A 17,056-nucleotide genomic window follows, 5' to 3' on the forward strand; every position below is an offset into this window, starting at 1 on the left:
TATCATTACACGTCTAGAATTTATTCAGCTTTTATGAGGTTTTCAAGCCTGTAGTATAATAGGGATTTTTCGATGGTGCTTAAATTGCTTCGTAACTCTTCACTTATTGGAATTGATGCTTCTATCCATTGATTAACTACCTGTGTAGTAACATCACCAATGTTTCTGATTTTCTTTTTATTCACTGTATTAAAATCCACTTTTATTGTTGCATTGGTTCTGGTTTGATATTTAAAGTTGATAGTAATTGTTGGATCTGATAATAATTTTCTCAATTTTTCAACTGGAAAAGAAACTTGTATTGGAATAACTTCATTATTCACAAATGCAAGTTGATCAGACTGTAAATCTGAACTAATTATGACTCCCTCAGAATTCTTGAGATAAAAATCTTTGATCTTCAATTGCTCCAAAAGTTCTTTTTCAATCGTTAGGTAGAATTGGATGGAGGCACTATGATAGCTTCCGTATTTTTTCCATTTTTCAAAATAACTCTTGAAAAATGGATCATGAGTAATATTATACAGTGCTGCTAGTTGAATTAGGTGGACATCATGATAATCTCCAGCAAAACGCTTAATGAAATAATTTGAACTAACCGAAAATGTATCCGTTTTTTCTTTCATCGAAGCATTATTTGATAATTTCCCGAGAGGGTACCCCATTGCATTAAAGATGGAGAACCAAATTGGATTATTATTTGAATCAATATAAGTCACTGAGACCTTTAATGTTTCATCTTCTTTTACTTGAAAATTTTTGCTTAAAAACAAGCTTAGCCAAGCACCTTCCCAAGTATTTCCTGCAATGTTATCTAATTTTGCGAGCCTCGTATACTCATTTGAAAACTCTTTTACCTCTCCCCATCCCTGATATGTTTCAGATTTGACAATTGGATCATCTTTATGAGGTATACGGAAAAGTTGTTTCTTCCATGTCTTGCTACCCTCAAGATTAAATTTACCTAAATTAGTAGTCTTTTTGTTATCATAAATCAATTGTATTTGATCATTCGGAGTGGCATCAAAAAATTCTACCTCTAAGAAAAGCTCTTCACTATCTTGCAAATGACCTATATTCTTCTCATCAATTGTAAGATAAAAATACCCAACTCCTTTATGATCTACCAGATAGTTTCTTACTATCTTTGATTCCAACTGATAGGTCGGTCCCCAACTGTATGACCATTTTGGCGGAGCAGCAATTGATGATCTATCGTTCTCTTCATTCATGTTTATTCTTGCCAACTCAGTATTTTGGTTATTCACAATACGAATACTCTGAATCGGTAGTGTTTGTCCTGGTATTTTATTATCTGAATGAATGAAAAAGTTTTTTCTTTCTTCTGTACCAGGTTTCAATGCTGTCAAATCACCATTCATATTTAGCATATTATAACTGATACTCTGCCCAATACTATTCTCGATTTTTATATCCTTCACATATAATTCGGTATTCTGCTTACTCGCCAAAAAATAAAAATAATGTTTATCATTCTTAGTGGATCTCTGGTCATATGCAGACCAGTTGCCAACATCGTAATTTGGCAGATTTGACTTTAAAGAGTTAATTCCTTTTTGCCATAAGGATAGTGCCATTTTGTCTTGTGTAACTCGATAATAATCCCATATGCCAAACAATGCATAAATGTAACCGTTTAAGACATGTGTTGTATTTTCTTGAGGGTATTCCTCAATCCAAAAATCTTGGTTATTATCATAAAACAAATTTTGAGTACCCTGATCCTTAACATAAAAAGCTTTCAAAGCCTTTTCTGCAGTTTCTAAATATTTCTTTTCATTTGTCAGCAAATATGCTCTAACTAAAACTGAAATACCTTGACCTTGAGCCATCCCACTAACCCAAGGAGCCTTTATTAATGTCTCTCCATCCAGGAAATCAAAAGAATAATACCAAACACCTACTCCACTTGGTAGAACTACTATTTCATCAACAAAGTAGTTTGCACTTCTAATTATTCGATCGTAGTCTTCTTGGCGTTTGTTGGTAATATACTTCTCGAAAGCTGTTAACCCAAATATCGCCACCTTCACCGGATGGGAATATACTTTGTCCCTAACTTGATACACCGGTAACCCTGTCTCTGGATAATCTATATTTTGCAAAGTAAAATCCTCGTAATACTTATAACTATTAAGTACTGAATCGCTAAAACCATTATCTTGAATGTTGTTTGAAGCATTAGCTCGTAGCGAAACAGTAGGGAATAGTAAACAGATTATTATAGTGCATGTTATCATCACTCGCCAACTCAAAGATGTTTGCACCCTCTCTCGAATAATTTTATTGCTCATTATTCATTTTTTGATATACTTCGCGATAGACCGAAGCTCCAGGTGTAACGTAATCAGGAGGCCAAGTACGCATTTTTCCAGCTACGTTAAAAAATTGATCAACATTTTCGAAAAAATAATATATGTCAGTAGGCTTATATTTACCCTCTATTAAAGCGTCAGCCACTCTTTTTGTGAATCCTCCCAATTCTTTTGGTTCCGGTCTTGAAGCAGAAATCACAATATCTTTGATTTTTATCGGTTTTCCAGACAATATTTCGTTATAACTAGCTTTGGCAATAAGCCCAATTGTAGGATCCAATAACAACGAAATTCCTGTTGTTTTATCAACAGTAATTAATTGTGCATGGTCACCAACAGCTCCACCGTACCATCCGACAAAGTTAAAAGGAATATTTTTTGAGGTGAAAGGATCAAATTTGGCAAGTTGTAACGCTGCAAGAGCGTAGTTATCACAATCCAGTACTGGTTCTTTGAGTATTTTGTCAAGTTTGGTAGCATCACTAAAACCATATGGAGCAAGTTCATAAGATACTAAAGTAGAAAACACATGAAAAAGTTGTCTATCATCTATTTCTTTGAATTCAGTACCTAATGCTGTTCTTAACTCAGTTTTGGATAATTCGAAAGCTTTTACTATGAAACCAGGTTCCTTTTTTATTTCTGAAATTATATTTTGCGTCAAAGTAGAAAGGGTTATTCTTCTTACTTCTTGATTAACAGACGAGTTGTTTTCAAATACACTTATTTTTATATCTGTAGCAAACAATTCCCGAAAAAATGCTAGTGGGACATAGGGAATCTTCCCAATTTTTTGGGGAGGAGCATTTACAACAATGAATCGATCATTAACTTTAATTCTGTTATTACCAATTTCGGCTGTTATGCTGACATTATCTTTTTTCAATTGAAATATTCCTTTTTCCTCATCCCACATCAATTCGTACCCTAGTTCTTTTGTAAGAGAAGGAAGTGGATAATACTCAACTTCAGCAGTCATACTTCCGCTCAATTCAGTCACTGCTTTTTTCTCTTCAGCTGCTACATTATTTCCTGAAATACTTGCAATAATAATACTTAGACTAAGTGTTATATATAGAATAAAACGATCCATATCATGTTACTCCTCTGCTTGTACCATCCGTCTTATTTTAATATTTTTGCTATAGTCATTAGAATAATATGAATATCCTTTGTAATTGTTGCATTTTCTGCATATTGAAGATTCAGATCAAGTTTGTCAGGCATAACACGGTCAATATAAAATTGTTCTGCATTAGCTGCTTGTGCTAAGATAATACTTTCATCACTATATTTTATGGAAGCAAGATCAGTGATGCCAGGTTTTACTTTCAGCACTTTTTTTTGTTTTTCACTATACTTTTTTACATAATAAGGAACCTCAGGTCTCGGTCCTACCAAACTCATTTCTCCACGCAAAACATTAAATAACTGTGGTAATTCGTCAAGTTTATATTTCCTCAGAAAATAACCACAATTTGTTATCCGTGGATCCCTCCCAACAGTAATTTGTTTCCCTTTTTTTTCTGCATCTACAACCATTGTTCGGAATTTTAAAATGTCAAATAGTACTCCATGTTGCCCGACTCGTTTTTGCCTAAAGAAAATGGGTCCCTTAGAATCTACCTTTATCCAAATAGAGATAAAGAGAATAATTGGACTTATTAAAATTAATCCGAAGAATGATGAAACTATATCAAATATTCTTTTTATTAGCTTATCTCTCCATTTCATGAAATTCACCTTCTGTTTTCATTTAGGATAGATAAAACATTTTCAATTACGTAATTTACTTGATCTTCAGTCATTCCCGGATAGAGGGGTAACGAAATTGCACTTTCAAAAGCCTTCTGTGCCATTGGGTATTCAGTAATATTATAGCCACGATCCCGATAATAAGGGTGCATCGGAACTGGAATAAAATGAACGCTTGTTCCTATCCCTTTTTCCTTTAACAGTTCAATCATTGTGCTTCGATCAATACGTAATTGCGCTTCATTCAATCGAATTACATACAAATGCCATGCATGCCTATGATTATCTGAATCATACGGTAAAAGTAATTCATCAGAATTCTTAAATGCCTCATTGTACATGTACGCATATTTCTCACGAAGACTTTGCATTTCTTCTATTTTTTTAAGTTGCACAAGGCCAAAAGCAGCTTGAATGTCAGTCATATTATATTTGTATCCAGGATAATTCACTTCATAAAACCAAGACCCTTTGCTAGAATAACGATTCCAAGCATTTTTACTCATGCCATGAAGTCCAAGAACGCGGATCTTGTCAGCAATTTCTTCATCACTTGTAGTAACCATGCCCCCTTCTCCCGTTGAGAGATTTTTGGTTGCATAAAAACTAAAACAAGTGACATCACTTATACTGCCAATTGGTCTTCCCTTGTATGTTGTATGAACAGCATGTGCAGCATCTTCAATCACTTTAAGATTATAGATGCGAGCTAATTCAAGGATTTTCTCCATTTCACAAGGATACCCTGCAAAATGAACTGGAATGATAGCCTTAGTATTTGGGGTAATTGCCTGTTCTATTTTTTCAGGATCTAAATTCATAGTAACGGGGTCGATATCAACAAAAACAGGCTTTGCACCACAATGAATAATTGTATTAGCTGTTGCAACAAATGTATAAGGAGAGGTAATTACTTCATCACCTTGGCCAATTCCTAAAGCTAATTGAGCAAGATGCAAACCAGCGGTACATGAGTTAAGTCCAACAGCAAATGGAGCATCTACATATTTTGCAAATTCACTTTCAAACTCTACAGTTTTAGGACCACGACTAAGCCAATTAGACTTAATTGCTGATATTACCTCTGAAATCTCTTGGTCATCGATATACGGAAGAGCATATGGGATATTCATGTTATTCCCCCTAATTGACAATGTAAGCTTACTTAGTTTTTTTAATCCAACATAACACATGGGTCCGGAGAAAAGGCAGAGTATTAAATACGCTGTATAGTGCCGGATGTATTCTTGTGACCTTTCTACTAATGAAAGGTGCTAAAGTTACTCTCCAAAATTCAATTTCCCCTTCAGGGAACAGTTGTTTGATTTCTTTAATTGAAATGCCTTTAACATCAGGATTTTTGGGGTTATTGTAAATGAAATCGTACCATAATATTCCCCCTCCTGGCTTCGTAAGGTTCCACATTCGTTCTGCTAACTGTCTTTTGAATTGATAATCAAGAATAGAAGTAAATACTGTAGATTGATAGACAATATCAAAATATTCATCTGGAAGGTTTAATTGCGATGCGTCTCCAACAAGAATTTGTGTTGATGGTGGTAAGATTTTCCGAGCGTATTCAGCACGCTCCTCTAATAACTCATTTCCAACCAAATTTTCAGGGAGAAAACCTAATTTAAGAAACAACAATAAGTTTGTACCCGATCCGCACCCAATCTCCAGAACTTTTTGACTGTTAGTATCTGCAAAACTATTCTCTCCAAGGATTTTGATAATTTTTTGTTCTTTTTCTTGGACATTCATATAAACAGACGGATTCAACGGATTGTACAGCAAATGTGATTGATTCAATTTTCTACGGGAGTATCTATTGCGAATTTTTTCTAATTCGTCCATATTCGATTCCTCATAAGTTATTAATTTCTTCAATAAATTTTTCTGCAAGTATCTGATAATTATGTTGCTTTAAAACAAACTGTTTCCCATTGATTCCAAGCTGTTTTCTATCACCATCACTCATTTGTAGCAAGGTTTTAATTGCATTGGCAATTTCCTCAGCGTTTTCGGGAGAAACGGATATTCCACATCCACTCTCTCTCACCAAATCATTGCCTGCGTCGATGGCTTGAATGACTGGTTTTGCAGCCATCATATAGTCCATTAATTTATTGGGACTAATCCCAAATCTGAACAAAGGCTCACTTTTAAGTCCTATATACAGCGTGTCCATTTCCGAAAGAAGCCGGGGAACTAGTTTTTTTGGTACCGGTGGTAAAAAGTAAACTTGATTCAATTCTAGTTCTTTAGCCTTTTCTATTAAATTGTTTTTCTCTGGACCTTGTCCAATAAATATATATGCTACTGGTAGATTTTTAATACATTCTGCAGCCTCAACCAATGAATGCAAAGCATTAGCTAAACCATGAGCGCCAGCATATCCTACAATAAATTTTCCTTGCTCTTTTAGTTTAGCTATTAATTCATGGTGTTCCGTTCCCAAAATATCTTCACTATTATTCCATTCATCAATATCCACACCATTTGGAATATAGACGAATTTTTCCGGTTTCATCCCATGTTCGATCATGTGATTCTTTGCCATTGGAAGTAGGGAAACCACTTTATCCGCATGCTTGTAAGCAAAATTTTCAGCGAGTTGCAGTGTAAAAATAAATGGGTGCCAAGGTGACATGCCACCCAGTTCGATTGGAGAAAGTGGCCACAAATCATGTACTTCAAAGATTAGTTTTGCACCTGTTTTTTTAGAAAAGAAATAGGCTGGATAAATGTCTAATGGATACGTTGATGAGGCAATTACAACTTCAGGATTATTTCCATTAAAAATGGATTTCATATTCTTAAATAAACTTATCACAAATGAAAACATGTTTATTGCTCGTTTTACTCCATTTCCCTCATAAGGTGGCGTTTTTAGCCAAATATAACGTATCCCTTCAATCCATTCTTCAGTTACCGGTCCTATAACATCAGGCTTTACACTTCTTACGTGTGATTCAGAAGAAGCTACAATGGTTACTGTATGTCCATTTTTAACCCAATCACGTGCAAAGTAATATGGCCGGTACTCCATCCCATGTCTGGCTGAACCTGCGTAATGATTAATTAGTAAGATATTCATGAAACACCTCATTACTCTCACAACAATAATAATTCTTTATTCCATAAACCAGGTTTTTAAGTGTTCGACAATATGTAGGGCAGCGTTCCCATCACCATATATTCCATCGTTGCTTTCAATTTGTCTTTCTTGTTTTATTAGTAATTGTAGATTTTGATTTACTGGATCGACTAATTGGTTCCACCCACACTCCACTGTTTCAACCCATTCTGTTTCATTTCTAAGCGTAAAACATGGTACTTTGGCAAAATACGCTTCTTTTTGAACTCCACCAGAATCGGTAATGATTGTTCTAGCATTCTTCTCCAATAACAACATTTCCAGATAGGAAACGGGATCAATTAGCTTAATATGGGGGCAATTCATTACATCATCCAGTAATCCGTTTACAGCTAACGATTTTTTTGTACGTGGATGCAATGGCCAAATCAGTACTTCACCTAACTCTTTAAAAGCTTTCACTAAAGCAGCAAGTCTTGTTGGATCATCGGTATTTTCAGCTCTGTGAACAGTTACCAGATGATACTGTTTACTTTCAATGCCGTACTGTCCTAATTGATATTTCTGTTCCGCTCTTTCCCAATAGTACTGTACTGCATCGTACATAACGTCTCCAACTACAAATACATTAGCTTCAATACCTTCTCGTTTTAAGTTGTCTTGGGCAATTTTAGTAGGCGCATACAATATTGTAGAGACATGGTCTGTCATGACACGATTAATTTCTTCAGGCATTTTTTTATTATAGCTTCTAAGTCCTGCTTCAATATGAATAAGGGGAATTTGCAATTTACTAGCTACAATTGCTCCCGATAAGGTAGAGTTGGTATCACCGTATACTAAAATCGCATCCGGTGCTTCTTTTAATACAATCTCTTCTAATCGAATGATCATTGATCCAGTCTGATATCCATGGGACCCTGAACCAATTCCTAATGTATAATCTGGTTTAGGAATTTCCAACTCATCAAAAAAAACACCAGCCATATTGTAATCATAGTGCTGCCCGGTATCTACTAATACTTCATTAAATTCATTCCGTAACTTCCTAGAAACAGCTGCAACCTTAACAAGCTGTGGACGTGTCCCTATTACAGTAAGAATCTTCTTTTTCAAAGAAAGGTCACCTCATTTTAGTATCATCCTATATATTTTTCATATCTTCTTAACCATATTTCCAATGCTAGTGGATTAAAGATATCTCTAAACCAAACGGTTCCTTTCTCGGCTGACTCAGTGCAATATAGTTCATATTTCTTAATCATTTTTTCTCTGTTAACTAGCTTATGTTTAAATATCAGACTATCTTCTGAGAAGCAGTCCAACACCTTTTCCTTTAGTTCATTTCGTAGCCATTCACTTTGTGGATTTACAAAACCTTGCTTATCTTTTCTCCAGATAATCTCCTTTGGCATATAAGGCTCCATTGCCTTTCGGAAAATATATTTGGTCCACCCATCATGCAGTTTTTGCTCAACAGGCACATTAATGAGTAGCTCTATCAAGCGATAATCAAGAAATGGAACACGAACTTCTCTTGACCATGCCATAGACATTCGATCCTCATAATGTGTGAGAACAGGTACTGAGAATCGGTTCAAGTCCAGAATTTGTCTTTCTCTGACTCCCCCATTTTGAGGAAGTCCAACTGAGATGGGAGAAAATTGTGAAAGTGCTTCTCCTCTTATATCAATCTCAGTTGAGTTGAACCTTGTCGGTAAATATCGCTTAGCCTCAGAGAAAGAAAACTGATTAAGGATCGTTCCCTGTTTCCAGAATGAATATAGTGCTTTTGTTCCTTTTACTATTGAACCATTTCTAAACATGCTTTGGACGTAAAAACCTAGGTATTTTTTATAACCACATAACAGCTCGTCTGCACCCTGCCCGCTTAATATTACGGTAATCCCTAATTCCTTAGCCTTTTTCATCAGCAAATAGTGTGCCACATTGGCAAAACTACCAACTGGTTCATCATTAAACCAGCAAACCTGATCCAAATAATCTAACGCTTGGTCCGGTGTAAAATCTAAAACTACCTTATGAACTGATCGATTAAGATAAGAAGCCATTGTATCAATAAATGGGGTTTCATCAAACTGACTGTTATTACTTACTGCAGAGAGCAGATTTAATTCTGCGTCTTTACCAAGAATGTGGTTCATTGCAGTAGCAATAGCAGATGAGTCCACACCACCTGAAAGAAGCACACCTACAGGTACATCACTTCTTAATCGTAGACGAACTGCATCAAAAAACAAGACTCGTATTTGTTCGATTAGCTCATCTTCTGTTCTGGGTGCGATAAATGAAGAGGGAACGGTCCAAAAGTTTTTAATTGCTAAATTTATACCCTGTTCGCCAAGGTCAATACTACAATAATGCCCTGCTGGAATTTTCTTAATATCATGGAAAAACGTTTCATTAGAAGCCTCTAAAAGTGACTGAATCAAGTATTCGCCTACTAGTTGATGGTTCAACCTACTTTTTTGGGGCTTCATACCCAAAATTGTCTTCATTTCCGAAGCGAAGTATAGATTATCTTCCTGTTGGCAAATATACAATGGCTTTACTCCAGCGCGATCTCGAGCTAGTACAAGACGATTTTTTTGTAAGTCTAACCAGGCAAATGCCCACATCCCATTAAACTTTGCTAGAGCTTGTTCAATTCCCCATTGATGAAGAGCTGCCAAGATCACTTCCGTATCTGAATCACCATAAAACGAGTGACCAAGTGCTTCAAGTTCATGACGTATCTCTTTATAGTTGTAGATTTCTCCATTATAAATAATACTGCTGCCATCCTTATATCTCATAGGCTGGTTCCCTGCTTCACTCAGGTCAAGAATAGATAGTCTTTGGTGACCTAATCCAATCCTCCAACAGTTTTTTTCATGAACTTCCCAGGCTCTTGAATCGGGTCCGCGATGTTGCTGGATTTGCTCAGCTCTCTTCATATATTCATCTATCTGGTAATCGTATTTCTTATGGGAAAGAACACCCGAAATTCCGCACATTTTATTACACCAACTCCTTATACAATTGAACCAAATTCTTTTGTTCTGTTTCCCAATTATATCGATTCTCTATCGCTCTTCTACCCTTTAATCCCATTTCTTTCGATTTCTCAGGATGCTCCATAATCCAGTTTATCGCATCGGCAATTTCCCTTGGATTCAACGGGTCAACACATATTCCGCACTGATTTCCTTCAATTATTTCTCGCCATAATGGAAAATTTGAAGCGATAACTGGTAGACCTGCTGACATATATTCAAACATCTTGTTGGGCTGAGCGTTAATATGATTCTCTTCCGGATGAAATATTACGAGACCAGCTCGAGACTTATTAAACAAATCGGATACTTCGTTACGGTGTAACTGGCCAAGCTCTTTCACTTGAGACCACCCATCCAAATGAATCGCTTTTTGATAATCAGCCTCTGATGAGAATAAGCCTCCAATGGCCAATTGAGCATTTGTCTGCCCAATTGCCCTCACCATTTCATGAACGCCTCTTATTTCGTTAATCCCACCTACATAGCAAACAATATTTTCTTTTTCTGCCCAATTGACAGTTGGCAGATTAAACTCCTCCAAAAACGGATAATTGTTTATATTAACTGACTTTGCGCCAATTCTGAGAAACCGCTCCTGAATATAGGGGGTTGCGGTTACTATTGTGTCAAAGCGGCGTGCTGCAAAGTCTTCCAACACTTCAAATGTATTTGCAATGATCGAGCGGACATACTTAGGTATCCAGGTTTTACTTAATATATCGCGCGGAACATCCTCATGGGCATCATATATTACCTTTTTCCCTTTTGACTTTAATAGAAGGCCAACAGGAATCAGTTCAGGATCGTGGAAATGGTACACGTCTGAATTTAATTCTAGTGCTACTTCATATACTTTCTTTACAACTTTCGTCATTCGTTCCAATCTTCCATTTGCTTTTGAAATTGAGATGATATTCACACCCGAATGAAGACCATTATGCTGCTGATCTGCCACTACATAGTTAACCTCAAAGCCAGCATTAGCTAAAGACTTGCATTCTTTTAAGAAAATACGAATATCGAAAGTTGTATGTACAGAAGATAGATGTGTTACCTTTACATTTCTCATCTATAAATCACCTTTTTTAGGAACGAAGTAAACTACCAGTAGAGTCAAAGCGATACCATGTGTGATTAAGCAAGTTAACAAAGATGCGTTTGATAGTGAAAAAGCAGGGACAGCCAGTAAAAGACTAGTTATATAAAAATCTCTCTCTTGAGAAAGGCTATCATATAACCAAAGAATAATGGCCAGTATGATTGTAAATAGCAATATACCAATAAACCCAAAATTGGCGAATGCATCCGCCCATATGTTTGCATTTGCAGAGGTTGCTGGGTTACCAAAATACACTTTACCAATTAAATTTGATGGTTCCAAATTGTATTGATATGAAATGAACCGTTTAAAAATACTGTAACCTAGGTACGCTTTGTCATTCTCTGAAAAATACTCTATATAATAACCAGTTAATAAACCCGGCATCATAATCAATCTTTGAATAAATAACAACGCTTGTACGCTAATTAGTGAAAAAAATCCACTTACTAGAACAAATGAAGTTATCCCTCCAACCATTAAATAACCGGCATACTTTCCTCTATTTATCAATACAATTATGAAGGCTACAATTAATACAGTCGAAAATAATATACTTTTAAACCCTGTTATTGAGTAAATTAACAATTGAGCAAATACACCAATCAAAAACGGAGTAATTTTTTTCTCAAATAAACCACTAATGATTAAAAGTGGATTAATGACGTTGCCCTGCCAGATGATAACATACGCAATGAGTCCACCACCTGAAGCAGCTAAAGCCTCTTTATATGCCGAACGAATTGTGTACACTTGTTCTAATGAAACGATATTGAGTTTTAAACCAAAAATGGAAATTATATATCCCATAAATATTGCTGCTACAGTATATATGAGAGTCCAATATTGTTTTTTACCTATCAGTATTCGAGGTACTTTTAAAACTGGTAATTGGTAGATAAGAGATAACAATAAAATTGAAAGAAATAATATTAATTGTATAAACAGGAAGTTAATCATTTCTGTTTCAGCAATATAATAAGGTATGATTGCCGAAGGAACGTAGACGATCACAAAAAGAAACCAATAGACTATTTGAGAAGGCCTTGTCAATCGTATCGGCATCCACAGCCCGGGGATTACTACAAGTATAAAAGAAATTAAAATCCATCCTATACTTGGATGATTATTTACAAAGCCAAGATATGCGTAAGTTGGTGAGATAATTAGTATGTATGTCAATTGAAGTGTCACGTAATAAAATGAAATAGCGAGCATCAAGAGTAGTTTCATTCTCATTACAGCGGTATTCATAGCTCGCTCCTTTCAATAGTTGATTTTCTGTGTAAATATTATGGATTCGCTGTTTCTACCGATATACCAGCAATTCTAAATAGCATGATGATATTAACCAAATAAATAACAAAACCACTGCAAGCCATTAGCGAAAATGCATATATATATTCCTGAAAAAGAAATAAACCCAAAACAAGGGATAACACCTGTGACACCATAAATACTGCATTAAATTTCACTTCATAATCCATTCTCCGCTTTACCATAAGTAATGTACTTTGACATGAGAAAATGAACCGTACGATAAAGAAAGGGATCATTATTTTTACAATTACCCCTGCCTCCAGCCAACTTTCTCCAAAAACCAATACAAACAAATCCTCTGCAAAAATAAATAGGATTGTCAAAGGTATACTTATTATAACAGTCAGTATTTTTGTCGTCTTCTTTACTAATTCCAGCAGTTTTTTTTCCTTTTCTGCGATAAGTGCTTTTTCATAAAATACTTGAGAAACAGATGTTCCGATTATAGACATTGGCGAACTTAGCACCCGTACCGTAAGTGAATACCAGCCAAGAATAGCGGATCCATAGAACAAACTAATCAATAATAATGGCAATTGGCTGGCAGTTGTATTAAACATTATTCCAATCGAGCTTTTTTTGGGGAAATCAATATAACGAAGTGCATTATACTTTATTTTTTCTCTCGTAATTTTTACTAACTTTTTGCGATCTTCACTCCACAATCTTATGATGATAGAGAGAATTGCTACAAACTGGCCCAGAACCGTACCGAAAATTAATCCACCCGGTTTAATATTCATGTATCCTAAGCCAACGTTCGAAATTGCAGTCGTTGCAGTTTGATTTACCTTATTTTTGGCTAACATGGAATAATTCTTTTTACGATTTAACCAATAAGTAATCGTCTGATATGTTCCAGTAAGAAACACTGAAATTGGAACAAAATATAGCCAACTTGAAATGGTTTCACCGATCAATAAAGATAACAAATCAAAGAATACCCAAATCAGCAAAACTAAAACTAAACTATAAAGACCAGCTATTATGATTGACAAACCAACCAAGTTTACGGCATCGTCTTCCTCTTCTGGAAGCATAATAGCTAGTTCATATCGTGCCGTTGAGATTACGACAAGTAATGAAGTTATCGAAGAATATAACGCAAATACCCCAAAGTCATCTGGGGTATAAATTCTTGTAAGCAGCGGGGATATTCCAATGGGGATAGCCTGGGCTATGGTAGTCCCGGTCATAAGTGTGAGGACATTTCGGACGAAATGCCCTTTTGCTAACCTGTTTTTTAATAACGCCAACACTTGTTGCATCCCTCATTTGTTTTGGAATATCCCTACTCATGCATTTATAGCAAGTGATAAATTCCTTTGCAGGTTTTACCCTTCATTGCATTTCTAGTATCAAAGAGCACCTTTGCCTTTTGCCCAATTAAGTTATAATCAAAGCTGGAATGATCAGTTGTAATTACTACCAGATCTGCATTTTCAAGTTGTTCTTCTGAAAAATCAACGGATTCATACTGGCGATCTCTATATTTAAACGAATTAACCATCGGGTCACTATACACTACCACTGCACCTTTTCGTTCAAGCAGCTCAATGATTTGCAATACAGGAGACTCACGATAATCATCAATATCTTTCTTGTAGGCTACCCCCAGTAAATAGATTTCAGATCCCTTAATTGGTTTGCCTTCCTCATTCAATATATTTGCAATTCGCTCAACAACAAATTCTGGCATACTGTTGTTAATTTCTCCGGCAACCTCAATTAGTCTTGTATGATAGTTATACTCACGTGCTTTCCATGTTAAATACCATGGATCAATAGGGATACAATGCCCCCCCAATCCGGGACCAGGATAAAATGCCATAAATCCATACGGCTTTGTCTTAGCAGCGTCAATAACTTCCCACACATTTATTCCCATGCGGTTACATAAAAGTGCCATTTCATTTGCCAAAGCAATATTAATATTACGGAAGGTATTTTCGAGGATCTTTTCCATTTCCGCAACAGCCGGACTAGAAACGCGATGAATACTTCCTTCGAGTACTTCTTCATAAAGTGTAGCAGCTACTTCTGCACAATCATGAGTTACTCCTCCAACAACTTTAGGAGTGTTTTTTGTATTGTAATACTTATTGCCTGGATCAACACGTTCAGGCGAATATGCAAGGAAAAAGTCCACTCCACACTTTAACCCCGATTGTTCTAATATGGGCTTTACAACTTCCTCAGTAGTACCTGGATAAGTTGTACTTTCTAATACAACTAATATCCCTGGTCGAATATGTCTTGCTATTTCTTCCGAAGATGCTTCTACATAACTGATGTCTGGCTGCTGATAAAGATCTAGAGGGGTAGGAACACATATTGCCACAACATCAACATCGTTTAAGTAGCTATAATCAGTCGTTGCCTGAATCCTGCCATTTCCAATTAATTCCTTCAGTTCAGAATCAACTACATCGCCAATGTAATTAATTCCTTGGTTTACCATATCTACACGATTTTGTTGAACATCAAAACCAATGACTTCAAATCCAGCCTTCGCCTTTTCTACAGCTAAAGGTAAACCAACATAGCCAAGTCCAATTACACCGAGTCTGGCAGTTCTGTTTTTAATTTTATCTATTAATAGATTCGAACGATTCAAAGTTGATTTCATCATTATTCTCCCCTAAATATGTCAGGTATGGGCAATTATAATCCTAGTTTATTTAGCAATGTATTTTAAGAAATAACGTTTTATAAATAGATAAGCCAGCAGGAGTATCAGCGTTAAAAAGTATGACACAACCGTGTTTAATCCGATATGTTTCGACAAAGCTCTCTCTGGAACACTTGGTTTGTCAATGATATAAGCATCTTCCAAAGATTGTAATTGCAATTGAACATCCTTTATCGTTGTAGCTAAAGCTCGGACCATATTTTCATCTTTCACGAGATAATCAAGAATTCGTACTCGCATCATTTCTCTTTCTACACTATTAATAGCCGTGTTTGATTCAATCTGCTTTAATGTTTCCTTGTTTCGATTAATATTTGCTAACGTTTGATCATACTGAGTTTGATACGTAACCAATAGTTGCTGAATTAACGTTTGCTTCTCTTTAAAAGATGAATTTGCCTTTTCAAGATATACTGACAATAAAGATTCTGTTATTTGATGTGCAATTGAAGGATCTTTATACTTAACTGACAATTCCATTATTGTATCGCTTTTTAATGTTACAGCTTTCTGAAACTCTTCAATATTAGCGAAATCTAATGAGTATTTTGCCATTAATGGTTGTAAAGTATCTTCACTTATTAACATCTCTTTTACAATGGTTGGGTTATTTAATTGTTGAATATCAGATTTTACTAAACTGAATTTTGTTTTTGAAACGTAGGTATTCGGCAAAAGATATGTAATTAACAGCGTTACCAATGCTAGAACAATTGGGACAACAATAAGTACTTTCCGGTTTTCTTTTGAAAGCATGTATCTAATAAGCTCGTCTAGCTTTATATAATCGAATGTATCTCTATTTTCTGCTCTCATTTTATCCTCTCTCTTCCATTAACAAATCATAAACAATTGTAACATAGAATATAAATTGATTATTTGACTTTTTATTGTAAACTCTTGTCTTATCTACTAGTCTAACACCAGAACTACACCAATGTTTGCAAAAAAAAAACCGGTCTACCCGGCAAAATAAATCAAAAAAATTTTACAAAGTACATTAGTATTTTACAATGTCTATTTAGATATTCCTTGATAAATCTGCCTTATCTCTTCTTTAACATTTAAACCATCAGGTGCTGTCTCTAAATATATTTTAAGATATTTTGCTGCTTCTGCCTTTTTATTCAATTGAAGATAACTTAAGCCAACGAATCGACTAGCATCAAAGTATACTACATCACTAGCCATACCTTCGAGTGTTGTTATACAATCTTGATATTTTTGTTGAATATAAAGAACCATACCCTTTTTCATAATAAGTTCTTGATATTCAGCGTGTTTTGATAAACCTTCATTAATTACTTCTTCTGCCTTACTTATATTTTGCTGAACTAATAGTATTGCGGCTGCATTGTTATATGCTTCTTTTAAACTGCTGTCTTTTTTAGAAGCTGTCAAGTAATATTCCAGTGCCTTATCTAAGTTTTCCTGCTTCCTATAAATATTTCCTATGTAGTAGTGATAAGCACCATTTTCCGGCTCTTTTACTAAGGCATCTTCTAATAGCTTTTGAGCATCACCAAGATTTCCCTGATTAATTAAAGTCGTAGCATTGTTAACAACTTCACTTGTTTCGTTCACTTTAACATCTGTTTGGACAGAAGTAGTATCCGGATTTTTTTCTCCCGAACATCCTATTGTAAATAATAATATAGTAGCAGCAATTAAAATACCTACATAATTATTAAACAT

Annotated in this window: 14 protein-coding genes; all 14 read right to left on the bottom strand. The window is 35.4% G+C overall.

The features are described 5' to 3' along the window. Positions 1-20 precede the first annotated feature (20 nt). Complete coding sequence (locus ACPW7N_RS05585) at positions 21-2,126, bottom strand: D-glucuronyl C5-epimerase family protein (protein ID WP_425650042.1); 2,106 nt, start codon at positions 2,124-2,126, stop codon at positions 21-23. Positions 2,127-2,304: 178 nt separating this feature from the next. Next, a complete protein-coding gene (locus tag ACPW7N_RS05590) occupies positions 2,305-3,429 on the bottom strand; it encodes a stalk domain-containing protein (protein ID WP_425650043.1) in 1,125 nt (374 codons plus the stop codon). Positions 3,430-3,461: 32 nt separating this feature from the next. Continuing rightward, a complete protein-coding gene (locus tag ACPW7N_RS05595) occupies positions 3,462-4,070 on the bottom strand; it encodes a sugar transferase (protein WP_425650044.1) in 609 nt (202 codons plus the stop codon). A gap of 5 nt (positions 4,071-4,075) precedes the next feature. Further along, positions 4,076-5,224, bottom strand: coding sequence for a DegT/DnrJ/EryC1/StrS family aminotransferase (locus ACPW7N_RS05600; protein WP_425650045.1), 1,149 nt, complete (start codon positions 5,222-5,224; stop codon positions 4,076-4,078). A 28-nt stretch (positions 5,225-5,252) separates the two neighbouring features. Then, complete coding sequence (locus ACPW7N_RS05605) at positions 5,253-5,948, bottom strand: class I SAM-dependent methyltransferase (RefSeq protein ID WP_425650046.1); 696 nt, start codon at positions 5,946-5,948, stop codon at positions 5,253-5,255. A 10-nt stretch (positions 5,949-5,958) separates the two neighbouring features. Continuing rightward, positions 5,959-7,191 carry a glycosyltransferase family 4 protein gene (locus tag ACPW7N_RS05610; protein ID WP_425650047.1) on the bottom strand — a complete coding sequence of 411 codons (1,233 nt, stop codon included), beginning with the start codon at positions 7,189-7,191 and terminating at the stop codon, positions 5,959-5,961. A gap of 36 nt (positions 7,192-7,227) precedes the next feature. Continuing rightward, positions 7,228-8,307: a non-hydrolyzing UDP-N-acetylglucosamine 2-epimerase gene (wecB, locus tag ACPW7N_RS05615; protein WP_425650048.1), complete on the bottom strand. Its 1,080-nt coding sequence runs from the start codon at positions 8,305-8,307 to the stop codon at positions 7,228-7,230. 23 nt (positions 8,308-8,330) lie between these two features. Further along, positions 8,331-10,208 carry an asparagine synthase (glutamine-hydrolyzing) gene (gene asnB / locus ACPW7N_RS05620; protein WP_425650049.1) on the bottom strand — a complete coding sequence of 626 codons (1,878 nt, stop codon included), beginning with the start codon at positions 10,206-10,208 and terminating at the stop codon, positions 8,331-8,333. 4 nt (positions 10,209-10,212) lie between these two features. Beyond that, complete coding sequence (locus tag ACPW7N_RS05625; protein ID WP_425650050.1) at positions 10,213-11,319, bottom strand: glycosyltransferase family 4 protein; 1,107 nt, start codon at positions 11,317-11,319, stop codon at positions 10,213-10,215. Then, a complete protein-coding gene (locus tag ACPW7N_RS05630) occupies positions 11,320-12,603 on the bottom strand; it encodes a hypothetical protein (RefSeq protein ID WP_425650051.1) in 1,284 nt (427 codons plus the stop codon). It lies immediately after the preceding gene. Positions 12,604-12,641: 38 nt separating this feature from the next. After that, on the bottom strand, positions 12,642-13,928 hold the full coding sequence (locus ACPW7N_RS05635) for an oligosaccharide flippase family protein (protein WP_425650052.1): 1,287 nt from the start codon (positions 13,926-13,928) through the stop codon (positions 12,642-12,644). Positions 13,929-13,972: 44 nt separating this feature from the next. Then, positions 13,973-15,301 (bottom strand): nucleotide sugar dehydrogenase, encoded by a 1,329-nt coding sequence (locus ACPW7N_RS05640; protein WP_425650053.1) that lies wholly within the window; start codon positions 15,299-15,301, stop codon positions 13,973-13,975. A gap of 45 nt (positions 15,302-15,346) precedes the next feature. Continuing rightward, positions 15,347-16,177, bottom strand: a complete 831-nt coding sequence (locus tag ACPW7N_RS05645; protein ID WP_425650054.1) for a GumC domain-containing protein — start codon at positions 16,175-16,177, stop codon at positions 15,347-15,349. Positions 16,178-16,378: 201 nt separating this feature from the next. Then, positions 16,379-17,056: a tetratricopeptide repeat protein gene (locus ACPW7N_RS05650; RefSeq protein WP_425650055.1), complete on the bottom strand. Its 678-nt coding sequence runs from the start codon at positions 17,054-17,056 to the stop codon at positions 16,379-16,381.

The sequence above is a fragment of the Brevibacillus nigriterrae genome, assembly GCF_049846925.1.
Taxonomy (GTDB): domain Bacteria; phylum Bacillota; class Bacilli; order Brevibacillales; family Brevibacillaceae; genus Brevibacillus_H.

What these genes read in the sequence shown, in the direction of transcription:
- ACPW7N_RS05590 (WP_425650043.1), bottom strand. Translation starts at nt 3,429, where the DNA reads ATGGATCGTTTTATTCTATATATAACACTTAGTCTAAGTATTATTATT.
- asnB (WP_425650049.1), bottom strand. Translation starts at nt 10,208, where the DNA reads ATGTGCGGAATTTCGGGTGTTCTTTCCCATAAGAAATACGATTACCAG.
- ACPW7N_RS05640 (WP_425650053.1), bottom strand. Translation starts at nt 15,301, where the DNA reads ATGATGAAATCAACTTTGAATCGTTCGAATCTATTAATAGATAAAATT.
- ACPW7N_RS05625 (WP_425650050.1), bottom strand. Translation starts at nt 11,319, where the DNA reads ATGAGAAATGTAAAGGTAACACATCTATCTTCTGTACATACAACTTTC.
- ACPW7N_RS05650 (WP_425650055.1), bottom strand. Translation starts at nt 17,056, where the DNA reads ATGTTTAATAATTATGTAGGTATTTTAATTGCTGCTACTATATTATTA.
- ACPW7N_RS05600 (WP_425650045.1), bottom strand. Translation starts at nt 5,224, where the DNA reads ATGAATATCCCATATGCTCTTCCGTATATCGATGACCAAGAGATTTCA.
- ACPW7N_RS05595 (WP_425650044.1), bottom strand. Translation starts at nt 4,070, where the DNA reads ATGAAATGGAGAGATAAGCTAATAAAAAGAATATTTGATATAGTTTCA.
- ACPW7N_RS05630 (WP_425650051.1), bottom strand. Translation starts at nt 12,603, where the DNA reads ATGAATACCGCTGTAATGAGAATGAAACTACTCTTGATGCTCGCTATT.
- ACPW7N_RS05605 (WP_425650046.1), bottom strand. Translation starts at nt 5,948, where the DNA reads ATGGACGAATTAGAAAAAATTCGCAATAGATACTCCCGTAGAAAATTG.
- ACPW7N_RS05645 (WP_425650054.1), bottom strand. Translation starts at nt 16,177, where the DNA reads ATGAGAGCAGAAAATAGAGATACATTCGATTATATAAAGCTAGACGAG.
- ACPW7N_RS05610 (WP_425650047.1), bottom strand. Translation starts at nt 7,191, where the DNA reads ATGAATATCTTACTAATTAATCATTACGCAGGTTCAGCCAGACATGGG.